Source organism: Rhodococcus sp. NPDC078407 (genome assembly GCF_044542515.1).
Classification (GTDB): domain Bacteria; phylum Actinomycetota; class Actinomycetes; order Mycobacteriales; family Mycobacteriaceae; genus Rhodococcoides.
In genome coordinates, this window is record NZ_JBITUQ010000015.1 from 1 (window position 1) to 23193 (window position 23193).

At 64.8% G+C, this 23193-nt stretch carries 24 protein-coding genes; 13 read left to right on the plus strand and 11 right to left on the minus strand.

The genetic code is table 11. From position 1 onward, the window contains the following. From ACIGGF_RS15895 to katG, 7 genes are all read left to right on the plus strand, one after another. The coding region (locus ACIGGF_RS15895) for an acyl-CoA carboxylase subunit beta (RefSeq protein WP_397522203.1) at nt 1-942 on the plus strand (942 nt) is incomplete at its 5' end. Nucleotides 943-965: 23 nt separating this feature from the next. Beyond that, nucleotides 966-1190: an acyl-CoA carboxylase epsilon subunit gene (locus tag ACIGGF_RS15900; RefSeq protein WP_397522204.1), complete on the plus strand. Its 225-nt coding sequence runs from the start codon at nt 966-968 to the stop codon at nt 1188-1190. A gap of 15 nt (nt 1191-1205) precedes the next feature. Then, on the plus strand, nt 1206-3002 hold the full coding sequence (locus ACIGGF_RS15905; protein WP_397522205.1) for an acetyl/propionyl/methylcrotonyl-CoA carboxylase subunit alpha: 1797 nt from the start codon (nt 1206-1208) through the stop codon (nt 3000-3002). 13 nt (nt 3003-3015) lie between these two features. Further along, nucleotides 3016-3480 carry a MarR family transcriptional regulator gene (locus ACIGGF_RS15910; RefSeq protein WP_397522206.1) on the plus strand — a complete coding sequence of 155 codons (465 nt, stop codon included), beginning with the start codon at nt 3016-3018 and terminating at the stop codon, nt 3478-3480. 103 nt (nt 3481-3583) lie between these two features. After that, entirely contained in the window at nt 3584-3853 is a 270-nt protein-coding gene (locus ACIGGF_RS15915; protein WP_397522207.1) for a metal-sensitive transcriptional regulator, read from the plus strand. 62 nt (nt 3854-3915) lie between these two features. Continuing rightward, nucleotides 3916-4395 carry a Fur family transcriptional regulator gene (locus tag ACIGGF_RS15920; protein WP_397522324.1) on the plus strand — a complete coding sequence of 160 codons (480 nt, stop codon included), beginning with the start codon at nt 3916-3918 and terminating at the stop codon, nt 4393-4395. A 42-nt stretch (nt 4396-4437) separates the two neighbouring features. Beyond that, complete coding sequence (gene katG / locus ACIGGF_RS15925) at nt 4438-6669, plus strand: catalase/peroxidase HPI (RefSeq protein ID WP_397522208.1); 2232 nt, start codon at nt 4438-4440, stop codon at nt 6667-6669. 82 nt (nt 6670-6751) lie between these two features. Here katG and ACIGGF_RS15930 read toward each other — a convergent pair whose 3' ends face one another. Genes ACIGGF_RS15930 through ACIGGF_RS15940 form a run of 3 tightly spaced genes read right to left on the minus strand, consistent with a single transcriptional unit; the run spans nt 6752 to nt 9404 of the window. Next, complete coding sequence (locus tag ACIGGF_RS15930; protein ID WP_397522209.1) at nt 6752-7216, minus strand: (2Fe-2S)-binding protein; 465 nt, start codon at nt 7214-7216, stop codon at nt 6752-6754. Between the two features lie 6 nt (nt 7217-7222). After that, a complete protein-coding gene (locus ACIGGF_RS15935) occupies nt 7223-7816 on the minus strand; it encodes a molybdopterin cofactor-binding domain-containing protein (RefSeq protein WP_397522210.1) in 594 nt (197 codons plus the stop codon). Next, nucleotides 7734-9404 carry a molybdopterin cofactor-binding domain-containing protein gene (locus ACIGGF_RS15940; RefSeq protein ID WP_397522211.1) on the minus strand — a complete coding sequence of 557 codons (1671 nt, stop codon included), beginning with the start codon at nt 9402-9404 and terminating at the stop codon, nt 7734-7736. Before ACIGGF_RS15940 ends, ACIGGF_RS15935 begins: the two co-directional genes overlap by 83 nt. A 383-nt stretch (nt 9405-9787) precedes the next feature. On the opposite strand from ACIGGF_RS15940, the gene glsA reads away from it, so the two are divergent. Next, nucleotides 9788-10993: a glutaminase A gene (glsA, locus tag ACIGGF_RS15945; protein ID WP_397522212.1), complete on the plus strand. Its 1206-nt coding sequence runs from the start codon at nt 9788-9790 to the stop codon at nt 10991-10993. Between the two features lie 13 nt (nt 10994-11006). Here glsA and ACIGGF_RS15950 read toward each other — a convergent pair whose 3' ends face one another. Then, the gene (locus ACIGGF_RS15950) at nt 11007-12236 is read right to left on the minus strand and encodes an NAD(P)/FAD-dependent oxidoreductase (RefSeq protein WP_397522213.1); all 1230 of its coding nucleotides are present in this window, start codon (nt 12234-12236) and stop codon (nt 11007-11009) included. Then, the gene (locus ACIGGF_RS15955) at nt 12233-12682 is read right to left on the minus strand and encodes an STAS domain-containing protein (protein ID WP_397522214.1); all 450 of its coding nucleotides are present in this window, start codon (nt 12680-12682) and stop codon (nt 12233-12235) included. The genes ACIGGF_RS15950 and ACIGGF_RS15955 overlap by 4 nt, the downstream gene beginning before the upstream one ends. Before the next feature lie 268 nt (nt 12683-12950). Between ACIGGF_RS15955 and ACIGGF_RS15960 the strand changes: the two genes are divergently transcribed. Together ACIGGF_RS15960 and ACIGGF_RS15965 are read left to right on the plus strand one after the other, a co-directional pair. Beyond that, the gene (locus ACIGGF_RS15960; RefSeq protein WP_397522215.1) at nt 12951-13637 is read left to right on the plus strand and encodes a HemK2/MTQ2 family protein methyltransferase; all 687 of its coding nucleotides are present in this window, start codon (nt 12951-12953) and stop codon (nt 13635-13637) included. Next, nucleotides 13621-13911, plus strand: a complete 291-nt coding sequence (locus tag ACIGGF_RS15965; RefSeq protein WP_397522216.1) for a CDGSH iron-sulfur domain-containing protein — start codon at nt 13621-13623, stop codon at nt 13909-13911. The genes ACIGGF_RS15960 and ACIGGF_RS15965 overlap by 17 nt, the downstream gene beginning before the upstream one ends. Here ACIGGF_RS15965 and ACIGGF_RS15970 read toward each other — a convergent pair. Next, entirely contained in the window at nt 13866-14873 is a 1008-nt protein-coding gene (locus ACIGGF_RS15970) for an iron-containing redox enzyme family protein (protein ID WP_397522217.1), read from the minus strand. The two genes, ACIGGF_RS15965 and ACIGGF_RS15970, sit on opposite strands and share 46 nt — an antisense overlap. Nucleotides 14874-14996: 123 nt before the next feature. Here ACIGGF_RS15970 and ACIGGF_RS15975 point away from each other — a divergent pair, with 123 nt between their 5' ends. After that, nucleotides 14997-16178 (plus strand): zinc-dependent alcohol dehydrogenase, encoded by a 1182-nt coding sequence (locus ACIGGF_RS15975; RefSeq protein ID WP_397522218.1) that lies wholly within the window; start codon nt 14997-14999, stop codon nt 16176-16178. Between the two features lie 69 nt (nt 16179-16247). Here the strand turns inward: ACIGGF_RS15975 and ACIGGF_RS15980 are convergent, their stop codons facing one another. Continuing rightward, nucleotides 16248-17201: a ferritin-like domain-containing protein gene (locus ACIGGF_RS15980; protein ID WP_397522219.1), complete on the minus strand. Its 954-nt coding sequence runs from the start codon at nt 17199-17201 to the stop codon at nt 16248-16250. 211 nt (nt 17202-17412) lie between these two features. Between ACIGGF_RS15980 and ACIGGF_RS15985 the strand changes: the two genes are divergently transcribed. Next, nucleotides 17413-17805: an OsmC family protein gene (locus ACIGGF_RS15985; RefSeq protein WP_397522220.1), complete on the plus strand. Its 393-nt coding sequence runs from the start codon at nt 17413-17415 to the stop codon at nt 17803-17805. 33 nt (nt 17806-17838) lie between these two features. Next, nucleotides 17839-18675: a YihY/virulence factor BrkB family protein gene (locus tag ACIGGF_RS15990; RefSeq protein ID WP_397522221.1), complete on the plus strand. Its 837-nt coding sequence runs from the start codon at nt 17839-17841 to the stop codon at nt 18673-18675. Here ACIGGF_RS15990 and ACIGGF_RS15995 read toward each other — a convergent pair. The 4 genes from ACIGGF_RS15995 to ACIGGF_RS16010 all read right to left on the minus strand — a co-directional run bounded on the left by ACIGGF_RS15995 (nt 18623) and on the right by ACIGGF_RS16010 (nt 23068). Further along, the gene (locus ACIGGF_RS15995; RefSeq protein WP_397522222.1) at nt 18623-19336 is read right to left on the minus strand and encodes a CDP-alcohol phosphatidyltransferase family protein; all 714 of its coding nucleotides are present in this window, start codon (nt 19334-19336) and stop codon (nt 18623-18625) included. The genes ACIGGF_RS15990 and ACIGGF_RS15995 overlap by 53 nt on opposite strands. Nucleotides 19337-19435: 99 nt before the next feature. Next, nucleotides 19436-19666, minus strand: a complete 231-nt coding sequence (locus ACIGGF_RS16000; protein WP_397522223.1) for a hypothetical protein — start codon at nt 19664-19666, stop codon at nt 19436-19438. A gap of 97 nt (nt 19667-19763) precedes the next feature. Next, the gene (locus ACIGGF_RS16005; protein ID WP_397522224.1) at nt 19764-22085 is read right to left on the minus strand and encodes a glycosyltransferase; all 2322 of its coding nucleotides are present in this window, start codon (nt 22083-22085) and stop codon (nt 19764-19766) included. After that, nucleotides 22082-23068 carry a WcbI family polysaccharide biosynthesis putative acetyltransferase gene (locus tag ACIGGF_RS16010; RefSeq protein ID WP_397522225.1) on the minus strand — a complete coding sequence of 329 codons (987 nt, stop codon included), beginning with the start codon at nt 23066-23068 and terminating at the stop codon, nt 22082-22084. Before ACIGGF_RS16010 ends, ACIGGF_RS16005 begins: the two co-directional genes overlap by 4 nt. Nucleotides 23069-23193 lie beyond the last annotated feature (125 nt).

The window sequence follows — 23193 nt, forward strand, 5'->3', positions numbered from 1 at the left end:
GCGCACACCCACATGGAGAAGTCCGGGGTGGCGCATTACGTCGCCTCCGGTGAGCACGACGCCCTCGACTACGTGCGGGACCTGCTGTCGTATCTTCCGTCGAACAATCGGGCCGATGCCCCGCGGACGGCGGCGTCGGATCCGATCGTCGGGGCGATCGAGGACAATCTGACCGCGGAGGACCTCGAGCTCGACACGTTGATCCCGGATTCACCGAACACCCCCTACGACATGCACGAGGTGATCCGCCGGATCCTCGACGACGACGAATTCCTCGAAGTCCAGGAGGGGCGGGCCCGCAACATCATCGTCGGGTTCGGGCGGGTCGATGGCCGGTCGGTGGGGATCGTGGCCAATCAGCCCACCCAGTTCGCGGGCACATTGGATATCGATGCCTCGGAGAAGGCGGCGCGGTTCGTGCGCACGTGTGATTGTTTCAACGTTCCGATCATCACCCTGGTCGATGTGCCGGGGTTCCTGCCCGGGACGGGGCAGGAGTTCAACGGCATCATCCGGCGCGGCGCGAAACTGTTGTACGCGTACGGGGAGGCGACGGTCGGGAAGATCACCGTCATCACCCGCAAAGCCTATGGCGGGGCGTACGACGTGATGGGGTCCAAGCACATGGGTGCGGATGTGAATTTGGCGTGGCCGACGGCGCAGATCGCGGTGATGGGCGCCTCGGGTGCGGTCGGGTTCGTGTACCGCAAGAAACTTCTCGACGCCGCGAAGAACGGTGAGGACGTCGATGCGTTGCGCCTCGAGTTGCAGCAGGAGTACGAGGACACCCTCGTCAACCCGTATGTCGCGGCCGAACGCGGGTATCTCGATGCGGTGATCCCGCCCAGTCACACCCGCGGGCAGATCGTGACCGCGCTGCGTCTGCTCGAACGCAAACAAGTGACCCTGCCCCCCAAGAAACACGGAAACATTCCCCTATGAGCGGCGAAGCGAATCATGTTGCAGTGAGCAACGCGAATCATGTTGCTGCCGTTGGTGATTGGCTGTTTCGGGGATCTCCGACCGACACCGACATCGCCGCTGTCGTTGCGGTTCTGACTGCCGCGCAGTCGTCGGTGGCCGAGGACATCTCGGCACCGATCGATCTGTGGGGTCGCCCCGAGGATCTGCATCGCTACGGACTTGCCAGTGCCCCAGCCCTTTTCGTCAATGCCCGATACGGCCAGTGAAGGAACTCGACAACTATGACCACCTCCAATTCTCATCGGAAGATCACCAAGGTTCTTGTTGCCAATCGTGGTGAGATCGCGGTGCGGGTGATCCGGGCGGCTGCTGATGCCGGGTTGGGCAGTGTCGCTGTCTACGCCGAGCCCGACGCCGATGCCCCGTTCGTCCGCCTGGCCGATGAAGCATTCGCCCTCGGTGGGCAATCCTCGGCGGAGTCGTATCTGGTGATCGACAAAATCTTGGACGCCGCCGCCAAGTCCGGGGCCGACGCCATCCACCCCGGCTACGGATTCCTCTCCGAGAACGCCGACTTCGCCCAAGCCGTGCTCGACGCCGGCCTGATCTGGATCGGCCCGTCCCCGCAGTCGATCCGCGACCTCGGCGACAAGGTCACCGCCCGCCACATCGCCGCCCGCGCGAAAGCCCCCTCCGTCCCGGGCACCTCCGAACCGGTGAAAGACGCGAACGAAATCCTGGCGTTCGTCGACGAACACGGCCTGCCGATCGCGATCAAAGCCGCGTTCGGTGGCGGTGGCCGCGGCATGAAAGTGGCCCGCACCCGCGAGGAGATCCCCGAACTGTTCGATTCGGCCACCCGCGAAGCGGTCGCGGCGTTCGGGCGGGGGGAATGCTTCGTCGAACGCTACCTCGACAAACCCCGCCACGTCGAAGCCCAGGTCATCGCCGACCAGCACGGCAACGTCATTGTCGCCGGCACCCGCGACTGCTCCCTGCAGCGCCGCTTCCAGAAACTCGTCGAAGAAGCCCCCGCCCCGTTCCTCACCGAGGGCCAACGCAAAGAAATCCACTCCTCCGCCAAAGCCATCTGCCTCGAAGCCGGCTACTACGGCGCCGGCACGGTGGAATACCTCGTCGGCCAAGACGGGTTGGTGTCGTTCCTGGAAGTGAACACCCGCCTGCAGGTCGAGCACCCCGTCACCGAGGAAACCTCCGGCATCGACCTGGTGCTGCAGCAGTTCCGCATCGCCAACGGCGAAGAACTGTCGATCACCGAAGATCCCGAGCCGCGGGGGCATTCGTTCGAGTTCCGGATCAACGGCGAAGACGCCGGCCGTGGGTTCCTGCCCGCCCCCGGCCCGGTCACCACCTTCACCGCGCCGTCGGGTCCGGGAGTGCGCGTCGATTCCGGTGTCGAATCCGGCAGCGTGATCGGGGGCCAGTTCGATTCGATGCTCGCCAAGCTGATCGTCACCGGCGCCACCCGCGAACAAGCCCTCGCTCGGTCCCGTCGAGCGTTGGCCGAATTCACCGTCGAAGGGTTGGCGACGGTGATTCCGTTCCACGCTGCGGTGGTCTCCGATCCCGCGTTCATCGGCGACGGGGAGTCCTTCGAGGTGCACACCCGGTGGATCGAAACCGAATGGGACAACCAGGTCCCGCCGTTCACCGCCGGCCAGCCGATCGACGACGAGGAGCTGCTGCCGCGGCAGAATGTGGTCGTCGAGGTCGGGGGCCGCCGCGTCGAGGTGTCCCTGCCCGGGGAACTGTCCCTCGGCGGCAACGGTGGCGGGTCTGCCGGTGCGGTGCGGCGTAAACCCAAAGCCCGCACCCGTGGTGGTGCCGGAGCCGGAGCCGCGTCCGGTGACGCGGTGACCGCACCGATGCAGGGCACCGTGGTCAAAGTCGCCGTCGACGAAGGCCAGGAAGTCGCCGCCGGAGACCTCATCGCGGTGCTCGAAGCGATGAAAATGGAAAACCCCGTCACCGCCCACAAAGCCGGCACCATCACCGGCCTGACCGTCACCGCAGGCGACGCCATCACCCAAGGCACCGTCCTCACCGAAATCAAATAGGGGAGTAACGCTCATGACTGCTCTCGCTGAATCCTTCGACGGTGCCGGCTCGCCGGTGCATTCGACCGAGTTCGAGATCGTGTCGACGGTGTTGCGGATGGCGTCCGCCGCGCGGGTGCGGTTGGCGGAGGCTCTGGACGCGCAAGGGTTGAGCTGGGCGCGGTACGAGGTGCTCGAACTGGTGTGCCGAAGCGGACCGACGTCGTACAGCACGCTGTCGCGAGAGTTGGTGCGGCACAGGACCAGCATCACCGCGACTACCGCCAGTCTCGTCGATGCGGGCTTGCTGGTACGCAGTGTCAATCCGCGGAATCGGCAGCAGTATCTGGTCGACGCCACCGACTCGGGGCATCGAGCGGTGGCGCGGGCCGAGCGTGCGCTCGAACGTGCTCGGTCGCGGATGGCAGTCGATGCAGACTCTGCTCAGACGCTCGAGGTCCTTCGGGGTATCGAGAAGCAGTGGAAGGGTCGGCGCTGACTGCAGGCGGCGACCGCAAGGTTGGGTAGTACCGGGTCGAATCCCGCCCAATGCCCCCGGGGGTACCATCGGCTTCATTGCCACCACCATCGAGGGGATCGACATGATCGGCGACGAAGACAGCATCGCATTGGTACTGAACCGGCTCAAGCGAGCGCACGGTCAGCTTGCCGGCGTCATCGGAATGATCGAGAACGGACGCGATTGCAAGGACGTCGTCACGCAGCTCGCCGCAGTATCCAGGGCGCTGGACAAGGCCGGCTTCAAGATCGTGGCCACCGGCTTGCGCGAATGTATGACGGGCGAGAGCGCGGACGGGAAGGAGCCGATGACCGAGGCGGAACTGGAGAAGCTGTTCCTGGCGTTGGCGTGACCCGACGGATTCGAACGAACACTTGACTTAGTCCAGAAAGCTGGACGATACTGGCTCCCGTGATGCCGACCTCGCCGCACGTGGAGCAGTTGCGCGCTGCCGACCTGCGCGTGACCCGTCCCCGGGTCGCGGTACTCGAGGTCGTCGAGTCCAACCCGCACGCCGACACCGACACCGTTCTCGGGCTCGTGAGATCCATGCTGCCCGAGGTGTCGCGGCAGACGGTCTACGACGTCCTCAATGCACTGACGGTGGCACGGCTGGTTCGGCGGATCGAGCCGGCGGGTTCGCCCGCTCGGTACGAATCGCGCGTCGGAGACAATCACCACCATGCTGTGTGCCGCGCCTGCGGCGTCATCGCCGATGTGGATTGCGCAGTCGGTGAAACGCCGTGTCTCACGGCATCGGACTCCGTCGGTTTCACGATCGACGAGGCAGAGGTCATCTACTGGGGCCTTTGCGCACAGTGTTCGGCAGCTCGTGAGCAGCCGGCGGTTCCCGTTCAGTTCCCTCCCCGGTCTCGAACACAGCAGAGTTCGTGACCACCGATCACAGCCCGATCGTCATAACTTGGAAGGAAGCACGTGTCTGAAGACCACGTAACACGCGAAAAAGAGATGAACGAGGATCAGCCGCAGGAGGGTGGCGGCGGCAAGTGTCCGGTCATGCACGACTCGATGCCGATGCCCGTCGAGGGCGGTAGCAACCGTGAGTGGTGGCCGAAGTCGCTGAATCTCAAGATCCTCAAGAAGAACCCGGCAGTCGGCGACCCCATGGGTCCGGATTTCGACTATGCGGCCGAGTTCAACTCTCTCGACCTCGCCGAGGTCAAGCGTGACATCGAAGCCCTGATGACGAACTCGCAGCCGTGGTGGCCTGCCGACTTCGGTCACTACGGCCCGTTCTTCATTCGCATGGCGTGGCACGCCGCAGGTACCTACCGCAAGCAGGACGGCCGTGGCGGTGCCGGCGCCGGTATGCAGCGTTTCGCGCCGCTGAACAGCTGGCCCGACAACGCCTCGCTCGACAAGGCCCGCCGGTTGGTCTGGCCCGTCAAGCAGAAGTACGGCCGCAAGCTCTCCTGGGCCGACCTCATCGTGCTCACCGGTAACGTCGCCATCGAGTCCATGGGTCTGCCGACCTACGGCTTCGCCGGCGGCCGCGTCGACGCCTGGGAGCCGGACGAGGACGTCTACTGGGGCCCCGAGCAGACCTGGCTGGGCGACGAGCGTTACGACGGTGATCGCACCACCCTGGAGAACCCGCTGGCCGCAGTTCAGATGGGTCTGATCTACGTCAATCCCGAAGGCCCGAACGGAAACCCGGATCCGGTGCAGTCCGCACTGGACATCCGCGAGACCTTCGGCCGGATGGCCATGAACGACATCGAGACCGCGGCTCTGGCTGTCGGTGGACACACGTTCGGCAAGACGCACGGCGCTGCCGACCCCGACGCGCACATCGGTGCCGAGCCCGAAGGCGCTCCTATCGAACAGATGGGCCTCGGCTGGAAGAACAGCTTCCAGAGCGGCTCCGGTGCGGACGCGATCACCAGTGGCCTCGAAGTCATCTGGACCCCCACACCGACGCAGTGGGACAACAGCTTCCTCGAGACGCTGTACGGATTCGAGTGGGAGCTCTACAAGAGTCCCGGCGGTGCGCACCAGTGGCGCCCGAAGAACGGCGAAGGCGCGGACCTCGTCCCCGACCCCGCCGATCCCTCCAAGCGTCGCCACCCGTCGATGCTCACCTCCGACATCGCGATGCGCGTCGATCCGATCTACGAGCAGATCACCCGTCGTTGGCTCGATCATCCCGAGGAGCTGGCGGAAGAATTCCAGAAGGCGTGGTTCAAGCTCACCCACCGCGACATGGGACCGGTGACGCGCTACCTCGGTCCCGAGGTTCCGGCGGAACCCCTGCTCTGGCAGGACCCGATCCCTGCCGTCGATCACGACCTGATCGGTGAGGCGCAGATCGCCGAGCTCAAGCAGGCCATTCTCGGTTCCGAACTGAGCCAGGATCAACTGATCTCGGCTGCATGGGCGGCTGCATCGTCGTTCCGCGTCAGTGACAAGCGCGGCGGTGCCAACGGTGGCCGTCTGCGCCTGCAGCCCCAGGCCGGCTGGGAGGTCAACGAGCCCGACGAGATCGCACAGGTGATTCGCGTTCTCGAAGGCATTCAGCAGTCGTTCTCCGGCACCGTGTCGTTCGCCGATCTCGTCGTCCTCGGCGGCGTTGCAGCCGTCGAGCAGGCCGCCAAGAACGCCGGGGTCGACATCACGGTCCCGTTCACCCCGGGCCGCATGGATGCGACGCAGGAGAAGACCGACGTGGACTCGTTCTCCGATCTGGAGCCCAAGGTCGACGGCTTCCGCAACTTCCTGGGCAAGGGTCAGAAGCTCCCGGCCGAGTTCAACCTGGTCGACCGGGCAAATCTGCTCTCGCTCAGTGCACCGGAAATGACCGTGCTGGTCGGCGGTCTGCGTGTGCTCGGAGCGAACTACAAGGGGTCGACGCACGGCGTCTTGACCGACAAGGTCGGCACGCTCACCAACGACTTCTTCGTCAACCTCCTCGACATGGGTACCGAGTGGATTCCCGCGGCGGAGGAAGGCATTTATGAGGCCAAGGACGCGGCAACCGGTGAGAAGAAGTGGACCGGAACCCGCAACGATCTGGTCTTCGGCTCGAACTCCGAACTGCGCGCTCTCGCCGAGGTGTACGCCTGCGACGACGCCAAGGAGAAGTTCGTCCGGGACTTCGTCGCGGCGTGGGACAAGGTCATGATGCTCGATCGCTTCGAACTGAGCTGAATCGGGTAGAACGCACGAACACGACACCCCGCGAACCTGTGGTTCGCGGGGTGTCGTGCTGTTCACAACCGATCTGGCGTGATCAGCGCTTCGACATCGTTGTCGCGGCTGCTTTGATGGCTCGTCGGATTCGCGGGTATGTGCCGCACCGACATACATTCTCGATGGTGTCGATATCGGCGTCCGTCGGGTTCGGGATTCGCTTCAACAGCGCGACGGCAGCCATGATCTGGCCCGGCTGACAGTAGCCGCACTGAGACACGTCCTCATCGATCCACGCCTGTTGGACCGGATGGAGAACATCGCCGTCCGCCAGTCCCTCGATGGTCGTGACTTCCTTGTCGACAGCATCGGACACCGGTGTGACACAGGGGAGTATCTCCTCACCGTCGAGATGGCTCGTGCAGGCGTGACAGACGCCGATGCCGCACCCGTACTTGGGGCCGCGCACCCCGAGCTCGTCGCGCAGAGCCCAGAGCAACGGCATGTCGTCCGGTAGGTCGACCGACACCGCGGCCCCGTTGACGACGAACTTCTGTTCAGCCATGGATGCTCATTTCGGGAACGGGTCGAAGTCGACGTCGAACAGGATTGGGAAACTGGTGGGAGCGGTGTCGGTGGCGCGTGCGTACGCGTTGGCCACCGCCGCGGCCGCAGCGGGTACTCCCAGTTCTCCTGCTCCACCAGGAGTCTCGGTGGTCGGAGGCATGATCACCACGCGGACGTCAGGTGGGGAGTCGCGCTGGCGGGCGTAGTGGAACTGCGAATAGCTGCCCTCCAGGGGCAGTCCCTGCTCGTAGTGCAGACCGGCCCGGAGTGTGGTCGAAATGCCGTCCATCAGGCAGCCGATCATCTGTGCCTCGAGGCTGCGCGGGTTGATCACACGTCCCACGTCGACCACGATGACCGCCTTCGTCACGCGGGGTGCTTGCGGGTCCCGCGCATCGATCTCGACGAGATACCCTGCATAGGAGCCGAATTCGTCGTGAAAACCCAGTCCTTGTGCTCGGCCCGGACCGAGGTCGGCACCCCAGTTTCCTTCTGCGGCCAGAGTGCGCAGCACGTTACGGTGACGGTCGCTTGCCACCGCGCCGACACGCAGCTCCATCGGATCGGTATCGAGAGCGCCGGCAATGCGGTCCACCATTCTCTGCCGCAGTACGCACCGTTCCGGAGAACACCGATCGCCAACTGCCGGTGGGCATATCGACCGGCACCTCGACGAGGGTCCTGATGCCGGCGTCGGTGAACGAGTACGGGTCGCGGGTGCTGTGGAACAGGGTCTGGGAGATCACCGGGGACGGAGCCAGTGCGTCGGTGACGAGGTCACCGAACCCACCGTCGAAATCGGTGCACACCGCCGCCACTCGCTGTTCCCAGGAGATCACCGTGCCTCGGGCGAGAACGGCATCGAACTTGGTGTGCACCGCGGGCCTGGCCCGGCCGTGCCGCATGTCGTCCACTCGTGACCACATCAACCGCACCGGTCTGCCCAGTGCGCGGGAGATGACGGCGGCCTCGAGCGGGCCGTCCAAGTACAGCCTTCGGCCGAACGATCCGCCCCCGTTCATCACGTGGGTGGTGACTCGATTCAACGGAAGCCCCAGTGCCAGTGCGATTTTCTGACCGGCGTAGTTGGGCAATTGCATCGATGCCCAGACCTCCGCGCGATCGGCCCGCACGTCGGCGACCGCCGAATTAGTTTCCATCGCCGCGTGTGAGACCGGTGCGAAATCGAAGTCGACGTTCAGTTTCGTCTCGCTCGGCAGTTCGGGTCTGCCCACCCCACCGAAACCGGTGAACGCCGGGGTACTGCGCCGGAGCCTGTCCTGGATGGACCGAGTGGACTCGCCATCGATCGATCTTGCGTTCCAAGTGACTACGGCAGCGTCCTTCGCGGCGAGTGCATACCCGAAGGTGCGCGCCATGATGGCGACCCCGGTGGGCACGACAGCGACGTCGATGACCCCTGGCATCGCTCGCAACGCCGCCTCGTCCACCGAGGCGACGGTTCCGTTGATCGTCGGTGGGCGCCGAACGACAACAGGCAAGGCATCGGGCACGTCGAGATCGAGCGTGTAGGTGAGCCGCCCGGTGACGATCGCGCGAGCATCGCGTCGTGTGGTGGGTGTGCCGACGATGGCAAGATCGTCCTCCAGCTTCGGGTCCGACGCTTCGAAGCGCAATTCGGGAGCCGCGGCAGCAGGAGCCAATTCCCCGAAGTGCGCCGACCGTCCGTCCGGCGTTGCCACGACACCGTCCACGATCCTCAGCGCAGCGACGTTTACGCTCCATCGGTTCGATGCTGCGGCGAGCAGCCGAGCCCGCGCCGTCGCTGCGGTGAATCGAACCGGTTCCCAGAGGGATCGGATGGAGTTGGAACCGCCCGTGTAGTGATTGCCGATGAGTTCCTGACGGCCGGGTGAGAGGGTTACGACGGTTTTGTCGAGCGACAGGTTCAACTCCTCTGCCACCAGCATCGCCACCGAGGTCGTCAAACCCTGCCCGATCTCGGCGCGTGGTAGCGCGCAGTGCACGGTGCCGTCACCTCGCACCTCGAGAATCACCAGATTCGAATCGGCGGGGAGCGCGGTGAGCACGTGTTCGGGGTCGATGCCGGCCGGCTCAGCAGCAGCGGTGGTCCGGGTCACGAGCATCAACGTCGAGCCGGCCACCACAGAGGTCAGAAAGGATCGACGCGATACGGTGCGCCGTCCGGGTGTCGCGTGCGTCACGTCGTCCCTTCGGTCGGGCCCGACTGTACCGCTGCCGATCGATCCGATCGTGCACGTGGAGATACGGCAGGTCGTGAACCCAAGACGTGCGGCGATCGACTGTTACGCGTCACGACCGAAGCGTCTCCCGAGTGCGTTATCCATTCGTTATACATCGTTGCTTTATCGTGACATCACCCCCGGGCGTGCTGACATGTTCGAGCGGCAACATTCGGGTCATGGAACCAGACGACGCGGCGGTCGGACCCGCACAGAGCTCGCGCGACGAGACTGCACCCAATGGCGAGAGCTTCGGATCCTTCCTGGAAATGTTTCAGAGCGCATCGACCACGAAATCGGAACGCGAGCACTGAACACCCGCCACGCCGAGCTAGCGTGGACAAATGCAATCACCGATCACCCGCTACCTCGAATCCGTCCTCGACGATTGCCGAGAACTCGACGGCGGGGAGATGGCGGGGGGCAACGCCGAACTCGCGCGAGCAGACCCGGACACCTTCGCGGTGGCCCTTGCGACAGTCGGTGGATCGGTCTACGCGGCAGGCGATTGCGATACCGAGGTCTCCATTCAGTCCATCTCGAAGGCCCTCGCGTACGCGGTGGCCCTCGAGGACAACGGACTCGAACGAATGCTCGAGGCCACCGACGTCGAGCCATCCGGCGATTCCTTCAACGAGATCTCACTCGAACGCAGCACCGGACGCCCACGCAACCCGCTGATCAATGCCGGTGCACTCGCCGTGCACTCGATGATTCGGGGAAACTCGGCCCAGGAGCGGGCCGACCGCGTGCGGGATTTGCACAGCCGTTGTGCCGGCAGACAATTGAGTACGAACAACGCGGTGTACGAAGCCGAGATCGAATCGGACGATCGCAACACGGCGATCGCACACCTCCTCAAATCGGTAGGAGTGCTCGCCGTCGAACCGGCCGAGGTGGTCGACGGATACGCCCGCCAGTGCTCGATGGACGTCAACTGCGTCGATCTGGCCACCATCGCCTCGGTGATGGCCAACGGTGGAGTCGATCCTGCCACCGAGGAGCGGTTGATCGACGGCGCGGTGAACAGGCATGTGCTGTCGGTGATGTCGACGTGCGGGATGTACGACGGGTCCGGCAGTTGGACGGCCACAGTCGGCATCCCGGCCAAGAGCGGAGTCGCCGGTGCCATCATCGGCGTACTTCCGGGTCAAGTGGGGGTAGCCGTGCTCTCACCCAGGTTGAACGAACACGGAAACAGTGTGCGGGGAGTTGCCGTGTTCGAGCGTCTCTCCCGAGATCTCGAACTGCACATGATGCATGTCGCACCGAGTGGTGCGTCGGCCATTCGAGAAGTGACGAGCGAGGACGACACGATCGTGCGACTGCAAGGTGATCTCCGGTTTGCCGGAGCCGAATCCTTCCTGGCCACCCTGGCGGACGGTGTCGACCCCCGTGGCCGAATCATCCTTGACCTGAGTCACGTTCGTGCCATGGACGACGTTGCACGCCGCATGTTCGACGACGCCGCTGCCGGTCTGCGCGAGGACGGGCACGACGTGGACATCGACGATCCGCACGGACTGATGTCGGTGCCCGACAGCGAATGACGGCCGACCCGCTCTAGAGACGCCCGCGAAGAATCATGTTCCAGTAGCTCAGTGGTAGGCCGTAGCGGTCGAAGAGCCACGCGGATCGGCGTGCCTTCAGCGGATCGAGAAACGACGGTAGCGATGGCGTCAGTGTCCCGGTCCGGTCGAACTCGGCCGCGACGAGGCGGTGGGCATCGATCGTCACCGGTGCCACCGAGTACCCGTCGTAGGACGACAGCGCTCGTCCTGCCCGGGCAGCCAGGACGTTGTCGACCAGTACCGCGATCTGTTTCCGCAGTCCGCCGCCGGAAGAATCGGTGTCGATGCCGGCACCGTCACCGGCCGCCCAGATCTCGTGATGCTCGCGGTGTTGCAGGGTTCGGGGGTCGATGTCGACCAATCCGTGGCGGCCGTCCCCGGACAAGCCCGACAACTCCACCCACGGCTGCCCGCGGAACGGTGGAACCAGGTGCAGCATCCGGTAGTCGATGATCTGTTGCGCACCACGGTGATCGGTGACAGTGATCTGTTCGGTCTCCGGGGACAGCGCGGTCACCGCACTACGGTCCATTATCCGGACGCCGAGATCGTCGAGATGCCTCCGCAGGACCGAATCGAGCGCAGGGACGCCGAGGAGCCCCTCGCGGTCGATGACCAGAGTGATGTCGATGTCCGCGAGTTGCCCGGTTGCTCGCCAGTGCGCGGCGGCCAGAAACAGTGGTTTGAGGGTGGTGCCGGTGCAGCCCACGGGTAGCCGCGGCACGGTGAAGACCGCCGCTGCGCGGGAGGCGTTCTCACCCACCCCGGTCGATGACAAAGTGGAGATCAGCCGCCAGGTCTTCTCGGCAAGACCCAGGTAGTTGCTCGCCACCGCATCCGAATTCGCGGCTTCGGCGATTCCGGGTAGTGCCTCGTCGTCGGGCACCAGCCCGGTGCCGATGATCAGGTCTCGATAGCCGTACCGTCGTCCGGACGCGGTGGTGGCCACCTTCTCTCGGGGGTCCACCTCCACGACCGAGTCGTGGATCCAGGTGCTGCTGCGGGGCATCACCGAACGTTGAGTCCGCTCGGCATCGCGGAGTCGAGCCTGACCGCCGCCGACGTACGACAACAGCGGCTGATAGGTGTGCACCGATTGGGGTTCGATCACCGCGACATCGCTGATCCCCAGCCGAAGTGCGCGGGCGGCCGCACTGACACCGGCGTTACCGCCTCCCAGGATCAGGACATCGTGGTGGGCGTCGACGCTTCTCGACGTCAAGCCGACATCTCGTCGTAAGCGAGAGCGGCGTCGAGAGAAGAGTGAAATGCGGTGCGGCTGGGTGCGCCCGCACCCAGAGTTCGGGTGAGCTCGACCGATCCGACCACCGACAGCCGAGTGCCCCACCGGCTCAGGTGCATCGACGTGGCGTCGAGAATCGACGCGGTGCCGGAGGGTACCGAGTCCACCGCGGTCAGATCGAGGACCAGTCGAGATCCCTCGACCGACGCTTCGCCCAAAGTTTCGGCCAGCACACCGAGATCCTGGCGATCTAGTGCACCGGCGACGCGGACGACGCTCGCGCCGCCGACGACGGTCACGGTGATGCCGACGCCAGCAGTGGGTGCCGAAAACACCTGGCGGAGCGACGGGACGACGACGGTGGGAACAGGGTCGATAGACGGCAGAACCGACATCAGAATCTCCTCGATGAGCCACAAGGGCAACGATGCCGGCGTAGACCTGACAGGCCACGCGGCAGTGACAGGCGGCATTTGCTTCACCGCGGCTTGTGTGCGGACTACCCGAATCGACGAGTTTCAAGCAGTGGTTTGCGGCACGCGCAATCGGGCATATAACGAGCACCTTCGAGTGGAGTCCACGCTCGGCAATCTGTCCGGATGGGCCACTCGGCCCAGCTGGACCATTCGTTCGGGATGGCCATTCGGTCGGAATGGTGCGGTCCCCAACGACGATCTCCGAGAGGACACCTCGATGACGACAGCCGAGTTCGACACCTTCACCTCGACCCATGTGATTCACGCCGATCCCGGAGTCTATGCACCGCAGGACGACTCATGGTTGCTGTGCGAAATGGCGGCGCAATCCGGAGTGGTGCAAGGTGCCCGTGTGCTCGATATGTGTACCGGGAGCGGGGCGGTCGCGCTGGCAGCGGTCACGCTGGGTGCGCGGGAGGTATTCGCGTTCGACATCTCTCCGCTCGCAGTGGCGTGCGCTCGACGTAATGCGGCGGCTCTCGATGCCGAGGTCGATGTCCGGCAGGGATCTTTCGCGGACGCGGCCGCACTCGAGCCCTTCGACGTGGTGCTGTGCAATCCGCCGTACGTGCCCTCGGAGGCGGTGCCCGTCGGTGAGGGTCCGCATCGAGCGTGGGATGGCGGCCGCGATGGCCGAGTGGTGCTGGATCCGCTGTGTGAGGCCGCGTACGACCTGCTGGCGCCCGGTGGAACCTTGATGGTGGTGCAGTCGGAGTACTCCGACCCGGAGCGGACCGAACAAATGCTGCGCAGTGCAGGTTTGACCGTCACCGTGGCAGCACGCCGATCCATCTCGTTCGGACCCGTCATGACGGAGAGAGCCGCTTGGCTGCACGATGTCGGGGTGCTGGACGAGTCGCGAGACATCGAGGATCTGGTGGTCGTTCGTGCCGACCGACGGTGAGGTGACGGGCGTCGAAGCCGCTGACGCGCCCGCCGGATCGGTGACGAGACGAACTACTGTGCGTGTCGTCAAGGGCGGGCCGATCATCGTCGACGGTCCTGTCGAAATAGTCCTGGACGACGGCACGCGAGTGTGCTCGGATCGGTTTGCGGTGGCACTGTGCGCGTGTCGACGCAGCAAGAATTATCCGCTGTGCGACACCAGTCATCGCGCCAAGAGGCGGCCGGTTCAGTCCAGCGACGACCGGCCGGCGGACCAACGCGACATCACGTGATCGGCAAGCTCGTTCTCGACGAAATCCAGTGCGCGCATACCGAACACCACATCGGCTTCCAGCTCGGGTTCGTCGCGAAGTAGATTGCCCACCACATCGTGGCGCAGGACCTGCTCGTGCACTGCGTCCGCCTCGACGTGCTCCGCGTAGAACGCGATGCACGCGGCGGGTGCCTGCAATCTTCGCAACCCATCCACGTAACGCTGTGAACCCGGGGACGACGTGATCTCGGTGGCAGCGAAATGCCCTACCGTGGCACCACGAAGTCCTCGGTGCAAACCGAACAGCGACATCAGGTTCACCCAGGCCAGGGTCTGGGCCGGAACGCGATCGACGTAGCCGAGGTAAGTCGAGTCCAAGTCGGCGGCAACCATGGATTCTGCCCAGAGATTCTGGTGCACTCGCGCACCGTTTCCGCCGCCGTACTCGTCGAATTCGACTGCCACGTACGACGCTTTGGCCTGACCGGTCAAGCGAGGGATGGCCCAGGCGTGCGGGTCGGCTTCTTTGAGATGGTAGACGGACCGATGGACGAAGTATTCGCGCATCTGCTCCCACGAACCCTCGTCGCGCAGAAACCACGACGGCCCGGTTCCCGAGGTGGCCTCGACGGACAGGGCATTCATCTCGGCAGTCGCGTCGTGCCCGGGTTCGACGTGCGCCCGCACGTATTCCAGAAACGCGGACTCGAGCGTTGCTCTCAGGCGGAGCAGATCGGGATTCCACTCCCAGGCGTCTGCCACACCAACGAAACCGCGGTAGTGCAACTCGTATGCGATCAGAAGTGCGAGCTGTACGTCTCGGGAGGTGGGATCGACGTCGACGGGCGTAGGCAAGGGCGCGGCGGCGACCGGTTCACCTGCGGTAAGGCACCTCACGACGGCCTCCGAGATCGGCCCGCACGGGGTGGGCAGAACAGGGGTTCGTGCAGCGGACGGGGTGACTGACAAGAGCGCGGTCATACTTGAGACTACCCATCATCGAGAGCACCAATCGCGGTCCGTGCATGTGTTTGTGAGCTGAATCGACCGGCAATCCGTTGCGCACGACATCGAAGTTCGGTGTTGTTCCATCGGAAGGACCTCATGCGCGCAGTGACCTGGCAAGGCAAGAGAAAAGTCAGCGTGGACACCGTTCCCGATCCGCGGATAGAGCAGCCGACGGACGCGATCGTGAAAATCACGACCACCAACATCTGCGGCTCGGATCTGCACCTGTACGAAACCCTCGGTGCCTTCATGGACGAGGGCGACATCCTGGGTCACGAGCCCATGGGCATCGTCGAGGAAGTCGGTTCGGAGACAGGCGATCTGGCAGTGGGCGACCGGGTGGTCATTCCGTTCCAGATCGCCTGCGGACACTGTTTCATGTGTGATGCGAGCCTGTACACGCAGTGTGAAACCACGCAGGTACGCGATCAGGGGACCGGGGCCGCACTGTTCGGCTACTCGAAGCTCTACGGTCAAGTTCCGGGCGGGCAAGCGGAGTACATGCGGGTGCCGCAGGCTCAGTTCACCCACATCAAGGTCCCCGAGGGCCCACCGGATTCACGCTTCGTCTACTTGTCCGACGTGCTGCCGACCGCGTGGCAGGCCGTCGAGTACGCGGCTGTTCCCAGCGGCGGGTCGGTCACCGTTCTCGGGCTCGGACCGATCGGAGACATGGCAGCGCGAATCGCGCAGCACAAGGGCGCGAGGGTCATTGCCGTCGACCTCGTTCCCGAGCGTCTGGCCCGTGCGGCGGCCCGGGGAATCGAGACGATCGACCTGAGCGGCCTGAGCGGCACCGTGGGTGATGCGATTCGGGATATGACCGACGGCCGCGGCACCGACTCGGTGATCGACGCGGTGGGGATGGAAGCACACGGATCGCCGGTGGGGAAGCTGGCGCACCAGTTCGTCGGACTTCTCCCCGATGCCATCGCTGCGCCCATGATGCAGAAAGCGGGACTCGATCGCCTCGGCGCGCTGCATTCGGCCATCGACATCGTTCGCCGCGGTGGCACGATCTCGATCAGCGGCGTGTACGGCGGTATGGCCGACCCGATGCCGATGATGACCCTGTTCGACAAGCAGATTCAGGTGCGCATGGGTCAGGCCAACGTCAAGAGGTGGGTCGACGACATCATCCCGCTTCTCGGCGACGACGACCCCCTGGGCGTCGATTCGTTCGCTACGCACGAGCTGGCGATGGATCAGGCACCGCACGCATACGACATCTTCCAGAAGAAGCAGGACGGTGCCGTCAAAATTCTGCTGAAGCCCTGAGTTCGAATACAGCGATGCGGCCCGGAATATCACGGGCCGCATCGGTATTCGCAGAAGGATCGACTTACATCAATCGATGGAGACGACGTCCTTGGCGATGGCTGCCACGCGCGTCTGTCCTGCGGACACGACGCCCTGGCGGTTCTTGTTGGCCTCTTCGTAAGTCACGACGGTGCGAACGTCGGCCGGGTCGGTGAGTTCTTTGATAGCGGCGACGGCGTCCGTGACGTTGAGATCGTCGTAATCCGCGATCGGCAGTTCGTCTGCGTCGAGGGTTCCGCTGGCGGAACGAGCGGTGTGGATCGCGTCTGCGACCGAATCGACTCCCTCGCTTCGAGTGACATCCTCGGCAGCCTCGAGTGCTGCGTCCCTACTTGCCGTCAGCGTCTTGGCTGCGACGTCGCCGGCGTGGGCACCGCGGCCGAGCAGCGCCTGAAGGCGGTCCGGAGTGGCGCGGGCGGTGTTCAATGCGCGATCGAGACCTCGTGCCGACCAGGTGGCCGGTGCATTGACGATCTTGACCGCAGTTCCCGCGGCGGCCTGGAACGGCGTGCGGCGCAGTGCTGCCGGCCCACCCAGCGCGTCCTCTGCCAACACGGTTTCGAGCCATTCGACCGTGGCGCTGTGCGCGGTGGCCAACCTGTTGGCCAGGGCGACGACAGTGGGCTCGTGTGCTGCGGTAGCGAGAGCCTTGATGTACTTAGCGCGTCCCAGCAGTTGCTGCTCGAGCGCAAGGTCGCCCAACAATGCCTCGTCGAACGGTTGAGCCTGCTCGGCCACGGACTTGACCGCCGCGAGCGTGCGTCCCAGGAACGGCGACACGAGGTCGGGCAATCCGCCCAGACCACGAAGTGCTTCCTCGATGGCAGCAGCGCGGTCGCGACCGTTTGCGGCGTTCTGTGTGAGTTCCCTGCGCACCGCTTCGGTGCGTGCCTGAACGACGCGAGTTTCCGCGATCTGAATTTCGGTGTTCGTCAGCTGCAGTGCGACACGCAACTGGGCGATCAGAGTGGATGTGCTCATGGTGTTCCCCTTCCGGTTGTGGTCGATACGTACGGCCGATGCCTGCGGGTCGCAGCGTGATGCCCGGCCCTGAACTGGTCATTACCCGTGGGTAGCTTCGGCCAAACGGCTGCCGCAGATGTGTGAACATCGACACGTGCCAGGCGATAGGCGACCGGAAGTATCGACGAGCGCCGGTTTCGATCCACCGAACAGTGGACATCCGAACCGTATGAACACCGAGCTCTACACCGCAACCGTCTCCGCCACTGCCACCGGCGTCACCTCCGACGACGGCGTCCTGTCACTGGATGTGCGCGAACCCGAACAGCTGGGTGGTCCGGGGGAGCGCACCAACCCCGAGCAGTTGATGGCCGCCGCGCTGTCGAGCTGCCTGGTCGAATCGCTGCGCATAGCACTGGGAACCGTGGGCGGCAGCATCGAAGAACTCGCAGTCAAGGGCACCGTCGTTCTCACCGACTCCGACGCATCCGGGTACGACGCGACGTTCGGCCTCGAGGTGTCGCTGCCCGGCACGGACGACCCGGAAGCAGTTCTTGCCCAGGCGACATCGATCTGCCCGTTCCTCAAGGCCATCGATGGAGTGGATGTCACCCTGGTGTGACCCCGTCTCGGGATCCTGTGGCACATTTCCCCGATGACGACGATCCGAGCCCGGGCGCGCGAGAGCCTCGCCGCTATCAAAGCAGGGTTCGCTCGGGAGGACACGACGCTGATCGCCGGCGGCCTCACCTTCTATGCGGTCATTGCCGTTGTGCCATTGCTTCTGCTCACCATCCGCGCCACGGTCGTGCTGGTGTCGGCGGAATGGGTTCGCACCGGATTCGATTCGGTGTCGGCACTGCTGCCCGATGCGCTCGGTGCCCGGGCAGCAGTCGACGGATTGGCCACTGCCGGAATAGAACTGAGCCCCATCGGGGTTCTGATATCGATCTTCCCCGCCACCTTCTACGGAGAAGGGCTGCGCCGGGCGATCGTTCGGTTCTCTCCAACCCGCGAATCGTTCACCGGTTGGCGTGGCCGACTCGCAATGGTTCCGTTCTTCGCCGCTGCCCCAGTGCTGCTGATGGGCGTGCTGAGCGTCGGCCGACTGCTCGATGCGACGACCGGCGACGGCGGGCTCGGTTCGATGGCGCTACGCGTCTTCCTCGGCTTCAACTGCCTGTGGCTGATCCTGTCGGTGCCACTCGCATGGACCTACCGTGTCATCGCTCCGCGCGCGGTGGGATGGCGGGCATTGATCGTCGGATCACTGGTGACCTCGTCGATAGTCACCGGATTCGTGCACGGCTTCATCCTCTTTCTGGCCATTCCGGTGGATCTGGGTGCGCCGTTCGGCGGACTCACCGCGATCGGCGGGGGCGTGGCCGTCATGTTGTGGATGTTCGTGTTTCACGTGTTGGCACTCGCCGGCTGGCTGGTCACCGCGGAATTCGATCGGCCCGGCGATACAACCCGAACATCAGCTGAGTGAAGCCGAGAACAGCCAGCGTGCACGTCACGGAAATACCGATGGTCGCCGATGTACCGGCACTCGCCGGAGCGGCACCGGCCACAGTCGCCGTCACGGCAGCAGCGATCACCCGTGACGGCCGTTCCCATACCGTCAGAAAGCCCACGTCGGGGATGTTCGCGCCGACTGCCCGGGCACGAGCCATCTCGTGCAGAAATGTCGTCACCCCGACCGCGACGACGAGAGGCAAGGGTGCCCCCAGAGCGAGCCCACTGGCGAGCAGCAACAGATCGCTGCATCGATCGGCGACGGTATCGAGTAGATAGCCCCACTGCGATTGAGCTCGGCCTATCATGGCGACGCCGCCGTCGATGCTGTCGAGCAGGCCCGAGAGCGCAATAAGCACTGCAGCGAGCAGCGGTGCCGAAGTCCCGGGCCGAGAAAGAACGACCGCAGCACCGGCCACGGCCACGGCGGTGAAGGTCACTGCATGGGCGGATATCGATGCACGAACCAACGGCGCGCTCAGCGCGTAGACCACTCCGAGCCACCATCTGACCAACACGGACGAGGATGGATCGATGCCGTTGTGCAGCGTCGACCACGTCGACAGGTACTCGTCGCGAGTCGCCGGACCAACCGGGACATCCCGTTGCCCGGACGCACTGCGCTGACTGACCATCGACGATCCTTGCTCCGTGTCTACGAGGGACTCGGACGGACGGCCGAACAGGACTGTCGTGCCCGAGACTTCGAAGCCGAGTACCCGTCGACGAAATTTTCAATCGGAATCGGAGTTGCTCTCGCGTCTGCGAGCCTTGAGCCGCGAGATCTTGATGCCCGCGGCGACGAGCACGAGCAGCCATCCCACGATCAGCACTCCGCCACCGACGAAGGCCGCGCGACGTAACGGATGGGTGTCGGCATAGACATAACCGACTGTGCCCCAAAGCAATGCAACGAGGGCGATTATCGCCATCATGCAGATCATCGAATACAGTGTTCTGTTCATCTTCACCCGATCTTGCTGTTCACTTCGCCCCGACGAGCCCTGACCAGTACTTTCCGACGACCTTCACGGGATGCTCGCTTCGGCACCGTTTCAACCGTCACCACGCCAGGTTCGGCACTTGCTCGCCGATCGACAACCCGAACTCGACACCTGTTCGGTGTGTGCACCCGAACAACGCGTCGGCCACGTCCGTCGGGGTGCACCCGAGGATCAGTGCCCACCGTGCCGCACGTGCAGTCGACCGAGAACTGCACAACTGCACGACACCCGTACCGCCCACGTCCACCGTCATCCGATCCGCCCCGGCACCGAGCAGGCGGCGCAGGGACCGATCGCCGAACAGGACTCGGCCACGGACGTGCACGACGACGTGGTTGCGCCCGGTATCGGCCGGCTGCCCGTGCTGCACCCGCGGGTCGACGTCCCCCCACGGTCGCCGTAACTCTGCTGCCTCCGCGCCGTGTATCCATACGGCACAATCCTTTTCGCCCAGAAGGGATCCGACGGTCTGCAGCAGAGACGACGAGGTGTGTCCAGCGGAATCGACGACCACGACGATTTCGGACACGGCGTGGACGAGACCGTGGTTGCGGGCCGCAGGGTCGGTGATGCGCGAGGCCAGCATCATGGCCTCACGGTTCTTTCGGTCACGGTCTCCGCCGGTCCGCTCGGCCCATTCCGGCCCGTCGTGCCACGCGACGGCGCGGGGCAGATGCGCGAGCACGGCACCGCAGTCGTAGGCGCGATGCGCGAATTCCCAGTCCTCGCCGCCGTATCCGACGATGCTCTCGTCGAATCCCCCGAGCTCCTCGAAGAGCGCACGGTTGCACGACATGACGGCGCTGATGATGTATCGGTACGAGCGGCGATCGGCGTCGAGCAAGTCACCTGACTGCGCATACCCGTCTCGAAGCCACTGCGGTTCGGTCAACTCCGGCGGTCCGGCCGATCGCCCACCGAGCCAGTCGGCCACATCCTCGGCGGTCCAGCCCGACAGATCGGCATGGCGTCGTCGCCCGACGGCGAGGCCGTCCGGTAATGCCGAGAGCAACCCGACCGAATCTGCGACGTACCCGGGCTCGGGAACGGTGTCGGCGTCGAGAAAGCACAGAATCTCACCGCGGGCGGCCGAGGCACCGAGGTTGCGGGCAGCAGCGGCGCGGAAACCGAGATCCGACTGTCGGACGACGGTGACGTCGAGTGCGGATTCGAAGGCGTCGACGTCCGGTGGTACGCGGGATCCGTCGTCGGCCACGATCACCTGGATGCGCGAGGACGGGTACGTCTGCGCGGTCAGCGCGGTCAGCACGTACTCCAACCGGCGTTGTTGTTCGAAATACGGGATCACCACCGACACCGAGGCCGCCCGCTCGGCGGGCGGCAGCAGGTCCCAACGATTGCCCGGTACGACCCAGCGGCCATCGGGTAGCTCCAGCGCGCTCGGCAGACGTTGTTCGCCGAACAGTGCGCGGTACAGGGCCGCTGCCTGGTCCAGTGTGGGGTAGGCAACCACGTCGGGCTGCAGCCAGGTGTCCTCGGGACGACGGAGCGCATCGGTCATGGCCGCAGCAAGGCCGTCGACGGAGTTCTCGTGAATCCATAGTGTGCCTGGCGAATTCGCCTCGATCTCCTCTACATATCGACTACGAGGAACGAGCGGTCTACGGCCGGCCGCGATCCAGGAGTTGATCGACCCGGATGCAGACAGGTGTCGGTGGAACGCGACGGGTACGGCGATCGACCGAAGGAGTGCGTCGAGTGCAGCATCGGGAACGAAGCCGGTGGACTCGAACGAACGGCCGTGTGATGCCGCCGAACGGGCCAGTTCGTCGATCATCGACTCGTGGCCCGGCGACGCGGATCCGATCGACAGAAAGTCGACGTCGGCGTCCAGGCATCGCATGGCTTCGAGTACTTCCGCGTGCCCCTTACCTGGGTACACGAACCCCAGCACGCCGACGACACGGCGCGCAGCGCTGGTGTGGTCCGGTTGTGGAGTCGCGCTGTGGATGGGCAGTGGAATGACCCGGATATCGACGGGACGGGGCAGCATCTCCTCGAGCAGCAGCCGCTCGTGCATGCTGGAGACGACGATGGCGGACGCGCTGTCGACAACCCGCCGGTAGCAATTCGTCCGCGCTTCGAAGGCACGACCGTCCGAGGCCTGCGGGACGTCGTGCAACGTGACGGTGATCGGCGCTCGGTGCCGCCCCGCGGCGGCGACGAACGCGTCGGCGGCCGCATCCGCTGTTCGGCCGAAGAGTCGATCGGTGAAGTGCACGTGTATCGGAATCTCGGCAGGCAGATCGTGAAAGTCGGTGATGACCGGACTTGCTGTTGCACGGGCCAATTCGCGGGAACAGCGAACAACTCCGTGCTCGGGTGGGCCCACGACGAGATGGTGTACCGGTTGGGTCACGGTGTCAGCTCCAGAATGCGAATCAGTTCCGCATGACGCTCGAGTGCGGCCCCGATGAATTCGGGATGCGCTGCGTACCAGCGCAAGTGGGCGCGGTGCACCGAATCGGACGAGTGCGGCGTACCGTCCACGATCCACTCCGGGCGTGGGTCTCCGCCGAGATCGAGAGCGTCGAGAACCCGTTGCTCGACGGGTGCCCGCACTCCTCCGAGTAGTTCACGGCCCGGATCCCGGACGGTGCAGCCGGTGTGCAACTGGTCGAGTATCCTTTGCGCACAGGCGGTCAACACCACATTGGTCGCATGGTTGATCGTATGGGTGGCAGCGCGACCGGCCTCCTCGAACAGGTCGGACGCCGCAATGTCGGTATCCCGGCTCTCGCGTCGACGCAACTCCTCGAGGCTCGCTCGGGCGGCACGTCGGAAACCATCCGCCGAGACAGGTCGATCCCACTCGCGGTCCTCGCCGAGTCCGCGTCGGGCGGCAAGGATAGTGCGCAGGTCGTGATAGGGCACGAGGCTCGGAACGGCGGCAGGATCGCTGGGATGTCGAACGATCACCTGAAATGGATGCAGGCCTGCATATCTGAGCACGGGCCATCGCACGACGGTGGCGTCGGGCGGCAGAGCGGCGGCGAGATCCGGTACCCCGAGCGGTAGCGAACGGTAACCGGCCCGAACCGGTTGGGTGAGAAGGATCGACGCTCGGCGCACGAGCCGGTCGACATGGCGTAGGTCCGAGGATTCGAGCTCGTGGACCGGCGGTACACGCACGGTCCGCAGCGGCATGGCTGGATCGGAATCAAGGAGGATGCGCAATGCCTCGGCCTGACAATTACCCCAGACGAGAAGGAGCGGCCGATCGTCGTTTTCGGGGGCGACACGGCCCTGCTCTCGTTCGGCTACTTCGTAGAATTCGCCGTAGTGGCGGGTGCGTCCGTCCATGCCTGCCCCGACGTGATGTGCTCGTTCGTTGTGGACCATTCTCTGGTCAACGTAGCCCCGGTGGAGCTGCTGCGCCAACCCCGATTGAACCCGAGTGATTGTGGGTACAGGACCTGTATCGCGTGTCGGGACCAGGCACGATTCTTTCCTGTACCCGAAGGAAG

Excerpts from the sequence above, each read along its gene's own strand:
- ACIGGF_RS15990 (WP_397522221.1), top strand. The coding sequence starts at position 17,839 with ATGACGACGATCCGAGCCCGGGCGCGCGAGAGCCTCGCCGCTATCAAA.
- ACIGGF_RS16010 (WP_397522225.1), bottom strand. The coding sequence starts at position 23,068 with ATGGTCCACAACGAACGAGCACATCACGTCGGGGCAGGCATGGACGGA.
- ACIGGF_RS15935 (WP_397522210.1), bottom strand. The coding sequence starts at position 7,816 with ATGGTGGACCGCATTGCCGGCGCTCTCGATACCGATCCGATGGAGCTG.
- ACIGGF_RS15930 (WP_397522209.1), bottom strand. The coding sequence starts at position 7,216 with ATGGCTGAACAGAAGTTCGTCGTCAACGGGGCCGCGGTGTCGGTCGAC.
- glsA (WP_397522212.1), top strand. The coding sequence starts at position 9,788 with ATGCAATCACCGATCACCCGCTACCTCGAATCCGTCCTCGACGATTGC.
- ACIGGF_RS15975 (WP_397522218.1), top strand. The coding sequence starts at position 14,997 with ATGCGCGCAGTGACCTGGCAAGGCAAGAGAAAAGTCAGCGTGGACACC.
- ACIGGF_RS15970 (WP_397522217.1), bottom strand. The coding sequence starts at position 14,873 with ATGACCGCGCTCTTGTCAGTCACCCCGTCCGCTGCACGAACCCCTGTT.
- ACIGGF_RS15995 (WP_397522222.1), bottom strand. The coding sequence starts at position 19,336 with ATGGTCAGTCAGCGCAGTGCGTCCGGGCAACGGGATGTCCCGGTTGGT.
- ACIGGF_RS15920 (WP_397522324.1), top strand. The coding sequence starts at position 3,916 with ATGCCGACCTCGCCGCACGTGGAGCAGTTGCGCGCTGCCGACCTGCGC.
- ACIGGF_RS15985 (WP_397522220.1), top strand. The coding sequence starts at position 17,413 with ATGAACACCGAGCTCTACACCGCAACCGTCTCCGCCACTGCCACCGGC.
- ACIGGF_RS16000 (WP_397522223.1), bottom strand. The coding sequence starts at position 19,666 with ATGAACAGAACACTGTATTCGATGATCTGCATGATGGCGATAATCGCC.
- ACIGGF_RS15980 (WP_397522219.1), bottom strand. The coding sequence starts at position 17,201 with ATGAGCACATCCACTCTGATCGCCCAGTTGCGTGTCGCACTGCAGCTG.
- ACIGGF_RS15910 (WP_397522206.1), top strand. The coding sequence starts at position 3,016 with ATGACTGCTCTCGCTGAATCCTTCGACGGTGCCGGCTCGCCGGTGCAT.
- ACIGGF_RS15905 (WP_397522205.1), top strand. The coding sequence starts at position 1,206 with ATGACCACCTCCAATTCTCATCGGAAGATCACCAAGGTTCTTGTTGCC.
- ACIGGF_RS15915 (WP_397522207.1), top strand. The coding sequence starts at position 3,584 with ATGATCGGCGACGAAGACAGCATCGCATTGGTACTGAACCGGCTCAAG.
- ACIGGF_RS15960 (WP_397522215.1), top strand. The coding sequence starts at position 12,951 with ATGACGACAGCCGAGTTCGACACCTTCACCTCGACCCATGTGATTCAC.